This is a genomic window from Streptomyces sp. NPDC043952 (genome assembly GCF_056435325.1).
Map to the genome: position 1 here is coordinate 232,265 of NZ_JBWKES010000009.1, position 13,391 is coordinate 245,655.

12 protein-coding genes are annotated in these 13,391 nt (G+C 75.7%); 7 read left to right on the plus strand and 5 right to left on the minus strand.

What is annotated here, in order from left to right:
• The first annotated feature begins 241 nt into the window (after positions 1–241).
• From AC069R_RS13930 to AC069R_RS13945, 4 genes are all read left to right on the plus strand, one after another.
• Positions 242–1,660, plus strand: coding sequence for a HEAT repeat domain-containing protein (locus AC069R_RS13930; RefSeq protein WP_478767044.1), 1,419 nt, complete (start codon positions 242–244; stop codon positions 1,658–1,660).
• A 328-nt stretch (positions 1,661–1,988) separates the two neighbouring features.
• Positions 1,989–3,116 carry a glycosyltransferase family 4 protein gene (locus AC069R_RS13935; RefSeq protein WP_478767045.1) on the plus strand — a complete coding sequence of 376 codons (1,128 nt, stop codon included), beginning with the start codon at positions 1,989–1,991 and terminating at the stop codon, positions 3,114–3,116.
• A gap of 122 nt (positions 3,117–3,238) precedes the next feature.
• Positions 3,239–4,483, plus strand: a complete 1,245-nt coding sequence (locus AC069R_RS13940) for a glycosyltransferase (RefSeq protein WP_478767046.1) — start codon at positions 3,239–3,241, stop codon at positions 4,481–4,483.
• The gene (locus AC069R_RS13945) at positions 4,480–5,409 is read left to right on the plus strand and encodes an SGNH/GDSL hydrolase family protein (RefSeq protein ID WP_478767047.1); all 930 of its coding nucleotides are present in this window, start codon (positions 4,480–4,482) and stop codon (positions 5,407–5,409) included. Before AC069R_RS13940 ends, AC069R_RS13945 begins: the two co-directional genes overlap by 4 nt.
• A gap of 131 nt (positions 5,410–5,540) precedes the next feature.
• Here the strand turns inward: AC069R_RS13945 and AC069R_RS13950 are convergent, their stop codons facing one another.
• The 5 genes from AC069R_RS13950 to AC069R_RS13970 form a co-directional block, all read right to left on the minus strand.
• Positions 5,541–6,410, minus strand: a complete 870-nt coding sequence (locus AC069R_RS13950; RefSeq protein WP_478767048.1) for a 5-oxoprolinase subunit C family protein — start codon at positions 6,408–6,410, stop codon at positions 5,541–5,543.
• Positions 6,407–7,042, minus strand: coding sequence for a 5-oxoprolinase subunit PxpB (gene pxpB, locus AC069R_RS13955; protein ID WP_478767049.1), 636 nt, complete (start codon positions 7,040–7,042; stop codon positions 6,407–6,409). Before pxpB ends, AC069R_RS13950 begins: the two co-directional genes overlap by 4 nt.
• Positions 7,039–7,797, minus strand: coding sequence for a LamB/YcsF family protein (locus tag AC069R_RS13960; protein WP_478767050.1), 759 nt, complete (start codon positions 7,795–7,797; stop codon positions 7,039–7,041). Before AC069R_RS13960 ends, pxpB begins: the two co-directional genes overlap by 4 nt.
• Positions 7,798–7,862: 65 nt before the next feature.
• Positions 7,863–8,702 carry a putative hydro-lyase gene (locus AC069R_RS13965; RefSeq protein ID WP_478767051.1) on the minus strand — a complete coding sequence of 280 codons (840 nt, stop codon included), beginning with the start codon at positions 8,700–8,702 and terminating at the stop codon, positions 7,863–7,865.
• Positions 8,699–10,003: an MFS transporter gene (locus AC069R_RS13970; protein ID WP_478767052.1), complete on the minus strand. Its 1,305-nt coding sequence runs from the start codon at positions 10,001–10,003 to the stop codon at positions 8,699–8,701. Before AC069R_RS13970 ends, AC069R_RS13965 begins: the two co-directional genes overlap by 4 nt.
• A 126-nt stretch (positions 10,004–10,129) precedes the next feature.
• Between AC069R_RS13970 and AC069R_RS13975 the strand changes: the two genes are divergently transcribed.
• From AC069R_RS13975 to AC069R_RS13985, 3 genes are all read left to right on the plus strand, one after another.
• The gene (locus AC069R_RS13975) at positions 10,130–10,831 is read left to right on the plus strand and encodes a GntR family transcriptional regulator (RefSeq protein ID WP_478767053.1); all 702 of its coding nucleotides are present in this window, start codon (positions 10,130–10,132) and stop codon (positions 10,829–10,831) included.
• 65 nt (positions 10,832–10,896) lie between these two features.
• On the plus strand, positions 10,897–12,438 hold the full coding sequence (locus AC069R_RS13980; RefSeq protein WP_478767054.1) for a hypothetical protein: 1,542 nt from the start codon (positions 10,897–10,899) through the stop codon (positions 12,436–12,438).
• 64 nt (positions 12,439–12,502) lie between these two features.
• Positions 12,503–13,381, plus strand: a complete 879-nt coding sequence (locus AC069R_RS13985; protein ID WP_478767055.1) for a hypothetical protein — start codon at positions 12,503–12,505, stop codon at positions 13,379–13,381.
• Positions 13,382–13,391 lie beyond the last annotated feature (10 nt).

Here is a 13,391-nt window from a genome sequence, read left to right on the forward strand (position 1 = left end):
AAATACGGTCGCGGCAGCACACACCGCGGGTCATCATGACGACGTGATTCACGGTCGCGATGGCTGGGCAGGTGTTGCCGCACCGCGCGGGCCGTGATGCGGTCCGCATGGGCCACCGACGAGAGGCAGAGAGAAATGGGTTGCAGCAAGCAAGAGACGGCGGGCGCTCCGACGTTGTGTCACGCGGCCAGGTAGTGCGTGTTCCCCGGTTGCGTCGACGCTTGATGTGAGGCTGTTTCCCATGTTCGATCCGGTCATAGCGCCCAGCGGTACGCTGCTCGGCCTGCTCCAGCGGGGCCGCGGCGACGGCACGCTGCACGCGCTCACCGCCCCCCGCGCGGAAGCGCTCGCGGCCCTGAATCACTGTGTGCTGCGCGATCCCCGCCACGACTGGCAGGTGGAGAACCGCTCCCTTTACTACGCCCGGCTCTTTCTCGACCTCAACGGCGAACTGGACGCCGTCGAGGCGCACCTCTTCGACCCCGAGGACCACCTCGACACGGACGAGTCCCGCACCGGCCTGGCCCTCGCGGTCCTCGGCCACCTCGCCTCCTACGGCCGCCGGGACGCCCTCGTCCTGCTGCGCCGGTACGCCGCCCAGGGCGCCAACTGGGCCTGGGCGCTGGACGAACTGGCCCTGCGCGACGACGACGCGGGACTGCGCGCCCTTGCCGCCCCGGTGCTCGCCCGTTTCCCCGCCGACCCCGAGGGTGAGGCCGAGCTGGCCGCCACCGTGCGCGACGCCTTCGAGCCCCGGCCCTGGCGGCTGTGGGCCGAGGATCCGCGCGACGGCATCGGCGGCCGGGTGCGGGCCGCCCACGAGACCGGATGTTTCGACCGCTGGCAACGGCAGATGCGGCCGGCCGGGCCCCGCCCCGGCTGGAGCGTGCGCGCCGTCTTCGAATGGGCCCAGCAGGGCCTCGACCGGGGCACCGCCCGCCATGTGCCCGCCGCCCGCTGCCTGGTCGCCGTGGCCGGGCCCGAGGACCGGCCGGAGATCCTGCTGGCCGCCCGCGCCGGCACCGACGGGGCCCGCTGCACCGCTCTGCGCTATCTCGCCGACAGCAACGATCCCGACGCGCTCGACCTCCTTGAGGCCGCGGTCGCCGACGGCACCGCGGTCGTCGTGGAGGCCGCCGTCGACGCCTTCGAACGGATGCGCAGTATCGCCGCCGTGGACCGCGCGCGCCGCTGGGCGCAGCGCCCCGACGTGCTCGGCGCCGCCGCCGGCCGCGTCCTCGCCTGCCGCGGTGGGGCCCAGGACAGCCCGCTCGTGCTCGGCGCCCTGCGCGAGGCCGTGCGCGGCGAGGGCCCCGACGCGCCCACGCTGTGGACCCTGGTCGACGGCGCCGGCCGCCTCGGCATCGCCTGCGCGGCCCCGGTGCTGCGCCACGTCTACCGGGAGACCGCCTCCTCCCACCTGCGCGGCCGTGCCGCCCGCGCCCTGGCCGCCACCGACCCCTCCTTCGCCACCGGCTTCGCCGTCGAATGCCTCTGGGACTGCGAGGAGACCACCCGCGAACTCGCCGCCCGGCATGCCGAGACCGGCGACAACCGGGTCGTCGAACGCCTCCGCCGCCTCGCCGCCGACCCGGCCGAGGAGGACGAGGTCCAGACGGCGGTCCGCAGCCGCTTCGGACCGGACATGACGGCGGGCTGACGAGGGGGCGCCGGGGCGGTCCGCGTACGACGCCACGAGCGGGCGTACTCCCACGAGCGGTCGTATTCCCGCGAGCTGCCGTACGTCACGACGGGTCCGCATGCGCGGCGCACGCCGGCGCGCGCGACCGGCGCGGCAGGTGCCGGTATGGCGGCCGGTGCCGGTATGAACGCCGAAGGCCCTGGATGAACACCGGGTGACCTCCGGACCAGCGCCCCATGGCCGCCGCCCGGCCCGCCCGGCCGCGGAGCGCAACGCTCATGGGACGTTCCCCGTGCGGAAAGATCGACGTTGACGCGGCCACGTCCGGCGCGGCGACAACACCCGTATGCGTGTCGTCATCGTGACCGAATCCTTTCCCCCCGATGTGAACGGCGTGGCCCACTGCGCGCTCCAGACCGCCCGGCACCTCGCAGACCGCGGTCACCAGCCACTCGTCGTCGCCCCCGCCCCTGCTCCCGGCACCAAACCGGACATGGACGCCCCCTGTCCGGTCGTCCGGATCCCCTCCCTCCCGCTCCCCGGCTACCCCCAGGTCCGCGTCGCCCTCCCCAGCCGGCGCCTGGCCGCGGCCCTCGTCACGCACCGGCCCGATGTGGTGCACCTCGCCAGTCCCTTCGTCCTCGGCGCCCGCGGGATGGCGGCGGCCGCCCGGCTCGGCCTGCCCGCCGTGGCCGTCTACCAGACCGACCTCGCCGGGTACGCCCGCACCTACATGGGCGCCGGGGAGGCCGCCGCCTGGCGCCGGATCCGCTCCGTGCACGGCGCCGCCGACCGCACCCTCGCCCCCTCCAGCGCCGCCCTGGGCGATCTGGAGACGCACGGCGTGCCGCGGGTGCGGCTGTGGCCGCGGGGCGTGGACACCGTACGTTTTCGGCCAGACCGCCGGGACGAGGAGCTGCGCCGGGAACTCGCCCCGGACGGTGAGCTGATCGTCGGCTACGTCGGCCGGCTCGCCCCCGAGAAGCACGTCGAACTGCTCGCCGGCGTCTGCGCGTTGGACGGTGTCCGGCTCGTCGTCGTCGGCGACGGGCCCAGCCACGCCCACCTGGCCGAGGCGCTGCCCGGCGCCGCCTTCCTGGGCCGCCGTACCGGCGGCGACCTGGCGCGGATCTTCGCCTCGCTGGACGTGTTCGCGCACACCGGCCCGTTCGAGACCTTCTGCCAGACCGTGCAGGAGGCCATGGCCAGCGGCGTTCCCGTCGTCGCGCCGGCCGTCGGCGGGCCGCTGGACCTGGTCGACCACGGCCGTACCGGACTGCTGGTGCCGCCGCGCGACGCGGAGGCCGTCCGGGACGCCGTGCGCTCCCTGGCCGGCGGCCCCGCCCGCCGCGCCGCGTTCGGCGCCGCCGCCCGCGCCCTGGTCGAGGGGCGCACCTGGGCCGCCGTCGGCGACCGGCTGATCGGACACTACGAGGACGTGCTCGCCGGGCGCCGGACGGCGGTGGCGGCATGAGCGGCACGACCGGTACCACAGGGGCGAGTGGCGCGACCGGTGCCAACGGTGTGACCGGGGCGAGCGGTGTGACCGGGGCGAGCGGCGTGGCCGGGGCGAACCGTGTGACGGGGGCGACCGGTATGACTGGTGCGACCGCCCGGCCGCTGCGCATCGTCCGGCTCGCCAACTTCGTCGCGCCCGCCTCCGGTGGTCTGCGCACCGCCCTGCGCGAGCTGGGCAAGGGCTTCCTGGCGGCGGGCCACGAGCCGGTGCTGATCGTGCCCGGTGCCCGGCACACCGACACCGACACCGAGCAGGGCCGTGTGATCACCCTGCCCGGACCGCTGCTCCCCGGCACCGGCGGCTATCGCGTGCTGACCGACAAGCGCCGCCTCGCCGCCCTCCTGGAGGATCTCGCCCCCGACCGGCTGGAGGTCTCCGACCGGACCACCCTGCGCTGGACCGGCCGCTGGGCGCGCCGGGCGCGGGTGCCCGCCGTGATGGTCTCCCACGAGACCGCCGACGGCGTGCTGCGTACCTGGGGCCTGCCCGAGCACCTGTCCCGGCGGGCCGCGGACGCCCTCAACACCCGTACCGCGCACGTCTATTCGCGCGTGGTGTGCACCACCGAATACGCCGAGCGCGAGTTCGTCCGCATCGGCGCGCGCAATGTCGTACGCGCCCCCCTGGGCGTCGACCTGATGGCCCGGCATCCCGCGCTGCGCGATTCCGGCGCCCGCGCCCGGCACGCGCGCGAGGGAGAGGCGCTGCTGGTGATGTGCTCCCGGCTGTCCGTGGAGAAGCGTCCCGGCACCGCCCTCGACACCCTGGAGGCGCTGCTGCGGCGCGGACGGCGCGCGGTGCTGGTGGTCGCGGGAGACGGGCCGCTGCGGGGCCGCCTGGAGCAGCGCGCCCGCGAACGGGGGCTGCCGGTGACCTTCCTCGGGCACGTCTCCGACCGGGCCGCGCTCGGCGTGCTCCAGGCCGGTGCCGATCTCGCGCTCGCCCCCGGACCCGCCGAGACCTTCGGGCTCGCCGCCCTGGAGGCGATGGCCTGCGGCACGCCCGTGGTGGCCAGCGCCTCCTCCGCGCTGCCCGAGGTCATCGGGTCCGCCGGGGCGAGCGCGGCCGACCACGGGGAGGCGTTCGCCGACGCCGTCGAACTGCTCCTGGACCGGCCCGAGGCCGAGCGCCGGGAGGCGGCACGCGCGCGGGCCGAGTGCTTCGGCTGGGGCGCGGCGGTGGAGGCGTTCCTCGCCGCCCACGACACGGAGGTGCTGGACCGCGTCCCGGACCGCCCGGACCGCCCTGACCGCCCGGACCGTCCGCACCGCCCGGACGGCCGGGGCGGCACCCGGCGGGGCGTCCCGGAGGGCGTGGCATGAGAGCCGTCCGCTTCGTCGCCCTCGGGGACTCGCTGACCGCGGGCGTGGGCGACTTCACCGAGGACGGCCCGCGGGGCTGGGCCGCGCTGCTCGCGCCCTCGCTCGGCGCGGGCACGCGGTTCACCAACCTCGCGGTGAGCGGCGCGCAGACCCGTGACGTGCTGGAGCGGCAGACCCCGGCCGCCCTCGCGCTGCGCCCCGACCTGGTGGCGGTGGTCGTCGGCGTCAACGACACCCTGCGTCACACCTTCGACATCCACGCGGTGGCCGCCCGCCTCGACCAGGTCTACGCGGCCTGCACCCGCGAGGGCGCCACCCTGCTCACCGCCTGCCTGCCCGACCCCGGCGCGATGCTCGGCCTGCCGAGCGCGCTGGCCGCTCCGCTGGCCCGCCGCCAGCGGGCGGTCAACGCGGTGGTGCACGCCCTGTCCGACCGGTACGGGGCGGTCCATCTGCACGCGTGCGACGGCGGCTGGATCGCCGACCGGGCCCTGTGGAGCGCGGACCGGCTGCACCCCGGCGAACGCGGCCACCGCCGGCTGGCCGCCCGCTTCCACGCCCTGCTCGCCGAAGCGGGCCACGCCACCGGCCAACCCCCCTGTCCCGAACCGGAGTTCCCGGCACCCACCCGTGCGGCGAGCCTGCTGTGGCTGGCCACCGCGGGCACCGCGTGGGTCGCCCGCCGCTGCCGGGACCTGCTGCCCCAGCTCCTGTCCCTCGCCGCCGAGGAACTGCGCCACCGCGCCCGTGGCACCGGCGCCGAGCTCGACGCGGCCGCGTCCGCCGCGGTCGCCGCCGCCCTGGCCGCGCTCCCGCAGCGGCGCCCGGCCCCCACGCCGGCCGGGGCAGCCGCCCCGACCGGCCTCCCCCCGCGCGCCGCGCTGCCCACGCCCGGACCGCTCGACCTGGGGGTCGGTATCGGCTGACCCCGGCCCCGGCAGCCGGGGGGCGGGCGCCGTCCGGCTCGGCGACCGGTACCCCCGCGCGCCTGACAGGGCCTGCCGCTCTCCGGGAAGGTCCCGCCCTCGTCCCGCGCCGGCCTCGTCCCGCCGGTGCGTCAGCGTCGTCGTACGGGGACGAACCGGACCGGGGTGCCCGGAGGGGACTGGGCGGCGGCGGGGAGGTCGGCGGGGTGGACGACGGCGATCACCGGATAGCCGCCGGTGGTCGGATGGTCGGCCAGGAAGACCACCGGGCGGCCGTCCGGCGGGACCTGTACGGCGCCCAGCACCATGCCCTCGCTGGGCAGTTCGCCCGCGCGGACGCGTTCCAGCGCGGGGCCCTCGGTGCGCAGGCCGATGCGGTTGCTCGCCGGGGACACCCGGTAGGCGCGCGCGGTCAGGTCGTACCGGCCGCGTGCCGTGAACCAGTCCGCGCGCGGGCCCGGCGTCACCCGGAGCACGAGTTCGGCCGGCGGGCCCGGCTGCGGGGCGGCGTCCACCCGCGCGGGCGGCCCGGCCGGGCGGCCCAGCGGCAGCACCGTGCCCTCGGCGAGCGGCGCCGGGCCGAGGCCGGACAGCAGGTCCGTGGCGCGGCTGCCGAGCACCGGCTCGACGGCGATGCCCCCGCCCACGGCGACGTAGCCGCGCACGCCCGCCGTCACCGCGCCCACCTCCAGGAGTTCACCGGCGGGCACCACCACGGGCGCGCCCCACGCCGCCGGACGGCCGCCGACCGCCACCGGGCAGGGTGCCCCGCCGACCGCCACGGTCACCGTCGAACGGGGGCGCAGCGCACACCCGTCGAGCGTCGTCTCCAGCACCGCCGCGTCCGGCGGATTCCCGGCCAGCCGGTTGACGAGCGCCGCTGCGGGCGGGTCCAGCGCTCCGGAGCGGGGCACCCCGAGGTGCGCGTAACCGGGCCGCCCGAGGTCCTGCACGGTGGTCAGCAGGCCGGGGCGTACGACGACGAGCGCGCGGTCGGTCATGGCACCTCCACCGGCGCGGCGCCCTGCACCGGCACGAACCGCACCCGCGTGCCCGGCGACAGCAGCGCCGCCGGTTCGCGGGTGTGGTCCCACAGGACCGCGTCCGTGGCGCCGATCAGCTGCCAGCCGCCCGGCGAGGTGCGCGGGTACACGCCGGTGTACGGCCCCGCGAGCGCGACCGCGCCGGGCGGGACCGCCGTGCGCGGGGTGGCCCGGCGCGGGACGGCGTAGCGGGCCGGGAGCCCGGTGAGATAGCCGAAGCCGGGCGCGAACCCGCAGAACGCCACGGTGAATTCGGTGCTCGCGTGGATGTGGGCCACCTCCCGCTCGGACACCCGCCAGTGCGCGGCGACGACGGAGAGGTCGGGGCCGTCGTAGCGCACCGGGATCTCGACCAGGGAGCGCGCCGGGGGCTCGGGCGACTCCCCTTCGAGCGCGGCCAGTTCCGCTGCCCAGCGGGCCGGGTCGGGCAGGCCGTCCAGCAGGACCGTGCGCGCGGCCGGCACGAGCTCGCGGACGGTCAGCGTGCCCTGCGCGCGGCGCCGCAGCAGCGCCGCGTGCAGGGCCCGCGCCTCCTCGGCCGAGTCCACCTCGATGAGCAGCGCCTCCGCGCCGGCCGGCAGCACCCTCATGCGAAGGCCTCCACCCGCACACCGGCCGCGAGAAGCCGCGCCCGCACCTGCCGGGCCAGCTCCACCGCGCCGGGCGTATCGCCGTGCAGGCACAGCGAGCGGGCGCGCACCCGCACCCGCTCGCCGGAGTGCGCGGTGACCACGCCGGAGCGTGCGAGCCCGACCGAGCGCCGTACGACCGCCTCCGGATCGCTCACCACCGCGCCCTCCCTGCCGCGCGGCACCAGCGTGCCCGCGTCGGTGTACGCCCGGTCCGCGAACGCCTCCGGCACGGCCGGCAGGCCCGCCTTCCCGGCCAGCTCCAGCAGCCGGGAGCCGGGTAGGCCGAGGACCGGCAGCGCGGGGTGGGCGAGCAGCACCCCGTCGATCACCGCGGCGGCCTGCTCCTCGTCGTGCACGACCCGGTTGTAGAGCGCGCCGTGCGGTTTGACGTACGCCACCCGCGCCCCGGCGGCACGCGCGAACACCTCCAAGGCGCCGATCTGGTACGCCACTTCGGCCGTCAGCTCGGCGGAGGGGACGTCCATCGCGCGCCGCCCGAACCCGGCGAGGTCCCGGTAGGAAACCTGGGCGCCGATCGTCACCCCGCGGGCGGCGGCCAGTTCGCACACCCGGCGCATGGTGGCCGCGTCCCCGGCGTGGAAGCCGCAGGCCACGTTGGCGCTGGTGACGACGGACAGCAGCTGTTCGTCCTCGGTGAGCCGCCAGCGGCCGAAGCCCTCGCCGAGGTCGGCGTTCAGATCGATCGCGGTCATGGTCGTTCCTGTCTCTCCCGGTTCGTCGGGTCATGGGGTTGCCGGTCCGGCGTCCGTACGGCGTGTCAGTCCACGCCGACCAGCCGGTACTGCTCGTCGCGGGCGTCCGTCAGGAACATCTGGCCCGGTGCGTGGGTGATGGCGAACGGCGGCCGGGAGGCCATCACCGCCGCCTGCGGGGTCACCCCGCACGCCCAGAACACCGGGATGTCGCCGTCCTGGAGGGCCACCGGGTCGCCGAAGTCCGGCCGGTCGAGGTCCGCGATGCCGAGCCCGGCCGGGTCCCCGCAGTGCACGGGCCCGCCGTGCACCGCCGGCAGCAGACTGCTCTCCCGGATCGCCGCCCCGAGCCGCTCGGGCGGCACCGGGCGCATGGACACCACCATCGGCCCGCTCAGCCGGCCCGCCGGGCGGCACGGGCGCCCGGTGACGTACATCGGCACATTGCGGCCCTGTTCGACATGGCGGATCGGCACGCCCGCCCGGCTCAGCGCCCATTCGAAGGTGAAACTGCACCCGAGCAGGAAGGCCACCAGGTCCCCGCGCCAGTACGGCCGCGCGTCGGTCGGCTCCGCGACCAGCTCGCCGTCCCGCCACACCCGGTAGCGCGGCAGATCGGTGCGCAGATCGGCGCCCTCGGCGAGCACCGTCGTCGTGGAGCCGGCGTCGGTGACGTCGAGCACCGGACAGGGCCTCGGGTTGCGCTGGCAGAACAGCAGCATGTCGTAGGCCCAGTCGGCGGGCACCGCGATCAGGTTGGCCTGGGTGTGCCCGGCCGCGACCCCGGCCGTGGGGCCGGCCAGCCCCGCGCGGAACCGGGCCCGCGCGGTCCGCGGGCTCCAGCCGGGCGCCCGCTCGTCGAGCGTGGTGACGGGACGGTCCTCGGTGCGCCGCAACCCTGTCATGCCAGTTCCTTCCCGCGCGTCTCGGGCAGCCCGAGCAGCGCCAGTGCCGCGATGCCGTAGCCGACCGCGCCGAAGACCAGCGCGCCGCCGACGCCCCAGCCGTCGGCCAGGAAGCCGACCAGCGTGGGGAAGACCGCGCCCACCGCGCGGCCCGTGTTGTAGGTGAAGCCCTGTCCGGTACCGCGCACCGCCGTCGGATACAGCTCGCTGAGGTAGGAGCCGAAGCCGCTGAAGATGGCCGACATGCAGAACCCGAGCGGGAAACCGAGGACCAGGAGCACCGTGTTCGCCCCCTGCGGGATGTGCGCGTACGCCAGCACGCACACCGCCGACAGCAGCGCGAACAGCCAGATGGTGGCGCGCCGGCCGAGCCGGTCGGTGAGGTGGCCGCCGGTCAGATAGCCGAGGAACGCGCCGGAGATGAGGAAGGCGAGGTAGCCGCCGGTGCCGACGACCGACAGACCCCGGTCGGACTTCAGGTACGTCGGCACCCAGGTGGCCAGCGTGTAATAGCCGCCCTGCACGCCCGTGGACAGCAGGCTCGCCAGCAGCGTGGTGCGCAGCAGACCGGGGGCGCCGGCGCGACCCGGCCGGAAGATCGCGGTGAACGAGCCCCGGCGCGGGTCCTGTTCGCGGGCGGCGAGGGCCACCGGCGCGTCGTGCACCCGGCGGCGCAGCCACAGCACCAGCAGCGCGGGCAGCGCGCCGGTCCAGAACATCACCCGCCAGGCCAGGTCGTCGCCCGCGAGGGAGAAGACCAGCGTGTAGACGACGGCGGCCAGCGCCCAGCCGACCGCCCAGGAGCTCTGGACCGCGCCGAGGGTACGGCCCCGGTGGCGGGCGGAGGCGTACTCGGCGACCAGGATCGCACCGACCGCCCACTCGCCGCCGAAGCCGAGGCCCTGGAGCGCCCGGAAGACCAGCAGCGTCTCGAAGTCCGGCGCGAAACCGCAGGCCACGGTGAAGACCGCGTAGGTGAGCACCGTGATCACCAGCGCCCGGACCCGGCCCACCCGGTCGGCGAACACGCCCGCCAGGGCGCCGCCGACCGCCGAGACCACCAGCGTGACGGTGGTGAACAGACCGGTCCGGCCGCTGTCCAGGCCGAAGTACGCGGAGAGCGCCACCATGCTCAGCGGCAGCGTGAAGTAGTCGTAGGAATCCAGGGCATAGCCGCCGAAAGCCCCGGCGAACGCGCGCCGCCCGTGCGGGCCGAGGTCGCGCAGCCAGCCGAACGCGCCGTCCTGGGCGGTGCGTTCGGGCGCGGCGGCGGTGGCGGAGGGAGGAGGGGTCGTGCTCATGGGCACCTCGCAGAAGGGGACGGAGGGTGCGGTGGAGTGAGCCGTGCCGAGCACCGTAGAGGATTGTTCAACGATCCCTCAATACCCATGTTGTTTCGTTCCGCCGGCTGCGGTTGAATTCCGGGCATGGCAGAGCAGCTGGCGGGACTGGCCGACGACCGCGCCCTCCTGGGCCGTACGAGCACGGCGGAGCGGGTTTCGGACATCCTCCGCAGCCGTGTCGCGGACGGGTACTTCCCGCCCGGCACCCGGCTGTCCGAGGACAGCATCGGCGGCGCGCTCGGCGTCTCCCGCAACACCCTGCGCGAGGCGTTCCGGCTGCTCACGCACGAACGCCTGCTGGTCCACGAGCTCAACCGGGGCGTGTTCGTACGGGTCCTGACCGTCGAGGACGTCGAGGACATCTACCGCACCCGCGCCCTCGTCGAGTGCGCCGTCGTCCGCGGCCTCGGCGAGCCGCCGTACCCCCTGCGCGGGCTGTCCGGCGCGGTCGCCGCGGGCGAGGCGGCGGCCGCCGAGGATGACTGGAAAACGGTGGGTACGGCCAACATCCACTTCCACCGGGAACTGGTCGCCCTCGCCCGCAGCGCCCGCACGGACGAGCTGATGCGCAGCGTCTTCGCCGAACTCCGCCTGGCCTTCCACCTGGTGGACGACCCGCGCCGGCTGCACGAGCCGTACCTGACGCGCAACAGGGAGATCCTGGGCGCGCTGGAGGCGGGGGAGCGGGGCACGGCGGAGGGGTTGCTGGAGACCTACCTGGCGGATTCGCTGGAGCGGGTGGTGGAGGCGTACCGGCGCCGGGTGGGCGAGGACAGCGCCCTGTAAGGGACGCGACGCACCGGCAGTCGAAAAGCGATGATCCGCACCCCCGCGGCTTCCCGTTTGGGTAGATGTCAGACCAAGGACCTACTCTGTGCACCGTGACTTCCGACCCCGCCAAGCCGCAGCTCAGCACCGCGCAGCGTCCCGCGCAGGGACCCGCGGCCGACGAGGGCCTCGCCCGCCGGCTGCGCGCGCTCGCGTGCACCGCGCCGCTGCATGACCTGGACGCCCGCAAGGGCAGCCTCGCGGGCGAGTACTCGGTCTACGGCATGGCCGAGGTGGCCCTCGCCGCCATCGACCTGGTCACACTGAACATGGACTTCGACACCGGCGCCGACCACGAGCAGATCGTCGCCCGCCTGATCCCCCGCATCGCCGCCCAGGCCCCGCACCGCCCCACCGCCGAGCACGAACGGGTGGCCCGCTGGGTCCTGGAGAACCTGATCAACGTCGGCAGCGTGGACCGCGGCTTCCGCGCCGTCTACGGCACCTTCACGGCGGACGGCACGTATGTCCGCCGCGACTACGACTTCAAGCTGATCGAAGAGGTTCCGGGCCCCGGCGGCACGGTGTACCTGCGCACCACCGACGAGGCGGTCAACGTCCTGGTCGGCGCCCTCGACACCGACGTCACCAGCGCCCAGATCGCCGCCGAGGTCAAGCTGGAGGTGCTGATCAACCGGGGCCGGCTCGCCGACGCCCAGCTCGCCGCCGAGCAGGCCCGCTACCGCACGGTGCAGTACTCCGAGACCCTGCGCCGCGCCCTGGAGGCCACCCGGCGCAACGTCCGCGCGGTCGACTGGCTCAACGCCGTACCCGACATGATCGCCGAGGCCCTGGACCACGTGGCCGACCGGTACCGCCACGAGAACGCCATCCTCACCAACATCCGCAAGGCCCGCGACGAGACCGAGGAACCCGAGCACAAGCGGCGCGCCGCCGAGCTGGTCGACATCGTCAAGGACTGCATCCGCCGGCACACCCAGCTCCAGTCCCGGCTGCTGGAGGCGGGCCCGCTGTTCCGCGCCGAACAGGACCGGCAGGCCTTCGCCGCGCCCGCGAGCACCGCGGGGATAGACCTGTACGGCCAGCTGGTCGCCCCGGTGCTGACCCTCCCCGTCGAGCGGGCGAGCCGGGTCACCGACGCCTTCTTCGCCCGCGGCACCGGCCCCCGCACCCCCGTCTCGGTGCGGGTCGCCGACCTCGTGGACATCCTGCTGACCCCGCCCGTGGAGCGCGAGCACCTGGGCGCGGAGATGCCCGAGCCGGACCTGATCGCGACGCCGGACGACAGCCGGTTCAGCGAGGAGCAGCTGGCCGCCGCCATGGAGCTGCTCGACCTGCCCGCCGACGCCCCGCGCAGGCTCTCCGGGCTGCTCGCCGAGGCCCGGCGCACCGGCGACCCCGATCTGGCGTACCTGGTCGCCCTGCTCGCGGTGCACGCGGCCAGCCCCGCCGTCGGCACCGCCTACCGGCAGGGCGAGGAGAAGCTGCTGTTCGCCGTGGACGACGGCACCGAGCTGGACGACCCGGAGTTCGGCGGCGCCGATCTGGTCGTCGGCATGGCGCTGCTGGACGCGGCCGGCATGGCGGCGGACCGAGCGGCATGAGCGGGCCGCGGTGAGCGTCCGCACGCAGCGTGAGCAAGACAGAGAGCGACAAGGAGTCAAAGCCGTGAGCGAGCACGTCGAGTGGAGTGACACCGAGGCCCCGGCCCCGCCGGCCACCGCCGCCGTCACCCCCGCCGACGCCGCCGACGCGGCGCGGCTCGTCGCCTACGGGCTCCAGCCCAAGCTCCAGCCCGCCCGCGACCAGGACTACACCGAACTGCTGCGCCGCTACCGCGAGGACCCGGCGTTCGCCCGGCTCGCCGACGCCGTCGCCACCGGCCTGGGACTCGTCGTCCTGGAGGTGTCCCCGCGCGCCGGCATGGCCGTGACCGCCGCCGAGGACTCGGTGTTCGCCGTCCGCATGGGCGACTACGCGCGCCGCACCACCGCCGACTCCGGCGACCGCTTCCTGCACGGCCTGGCCCATCTCGCCGTCGCCGCCCTCGCCTTCCCGCGCCCCGAGGACCTCGCCGACGACGGCTACATCGGCCGGGTCACGGTCAACGGCGTCGACGCGTTCGTCCGCCAGGCCTGCCGCCGCCTGGAGGAGCGCGCCGAGGAACAGGGCGAGAACACCGACCCGGCCACCGACGCGCCCGGCCTGGAGGCCGCCTGGCGGATCTGGGCCAGACGCAGCGCCACCGGCGCCACCAAGGATGCCCGCCGGCCCGCCTCCTCCACCACCGGCATCGTCGCCAAGGCCCTCGCCTTCCTCACCGACTCCGGCTTCCTCCAGCGCACCGGCGACGAGGGCGGCGGCACCTACCGCACCACCGCCCGCTACCAGCTCCAGGTCCGCGACCTGGCCGGCACCGCCGCCATGGCCGAACTGATCGAGCTGGGCGTGGTCCCGGTGACCGACGGCACCGCCAGCCTGCTGCCTCCCGAGGACACCGACGACCTGGACCTGGTGGCCGACGCGGGCCTCCCCTTCCACTCCTGACCCACCCCGC

Bases quoted from the DNA above. Each gene is read 5' to 3' on its own strand.
- AC069R_RS13930 (WP_478767044.1), top strand. From the start codon at position 242: ATGTTCGATCCGGTCATAGCGCCCAGCGGTACGCTGCTCGGCCTGCTC.
- AC069R_RS13935 (WP_478767045.1), top strand. From the start codon at position 1,989: ATGCGTGTCGTCATCGTGACCGAATCCTTTCCCCCCGATGTGAACGGC.
- AC069R_RS13940 (WP_478767046.1), top strand. From the start codon at position 3,239: ATGACTGGTGCGACCGCCCGGCCGCTGCGCATCGTCCGGCTCGCCAAC.
- AC069R_RS13945 (WP_478767047.1), top strand. From the start codon at position 4,480: ATGAGAGCCGTCCGCTTCGTCGCCCTCGGGGACTCGCTGACCGCGGGC.
- AC069R_RS13950 (WP_478767048.1), bottom strand. From the start codon at position 6,410: ATGACCGACCGCGCGCTCGTCGTCGTACGCCCCGGCCTGCTGACCACC.
- pxpB (WP_478767049.1), bottom strand. From the start codon at position 7,042: ATGAGGGTGCTGCCGGCCGGCGCGGAGGCGCTGCTCATCGAGGTGGAC.
- AC069R_RS13960 (WP_478767050.1), bottom strand. From the start codon at position 7,797: ATGACCGCGATCGATCTGAACGCCGACCTCGGCGAGGGCTTCGGCCGC.
- AC069R_RS13965 (WP_478767051.1), bottom strand. From the start codon at position 8,702: ATGACAGGGTTGCGGCGCACCGAGGACCGTCCCGTCACCACGCTCGAC.
- AC069R_RS13970 (WP_478767052.1), bottom strand. From the start codon at position 10,003: ATGAGCACGACCCCTCCTCCCTCCGCCACCGCCGCCGCGCCCGAACGC.
- AC069R_RS13975 (WP_478767053.1), top strand. From the start codon at position 10,130: ATGGCAGAGCAGCTGGCGGGACTGGCCGACGACCGCGCCCTCCTGGGC.
- AC069R_RS13980 (WP_478767054.1), top strand. From the start codon at position 10,897: ATGTCAGACCAAGGACCTACTCTGTGCACCGTGACTTCCGACCCCGCC.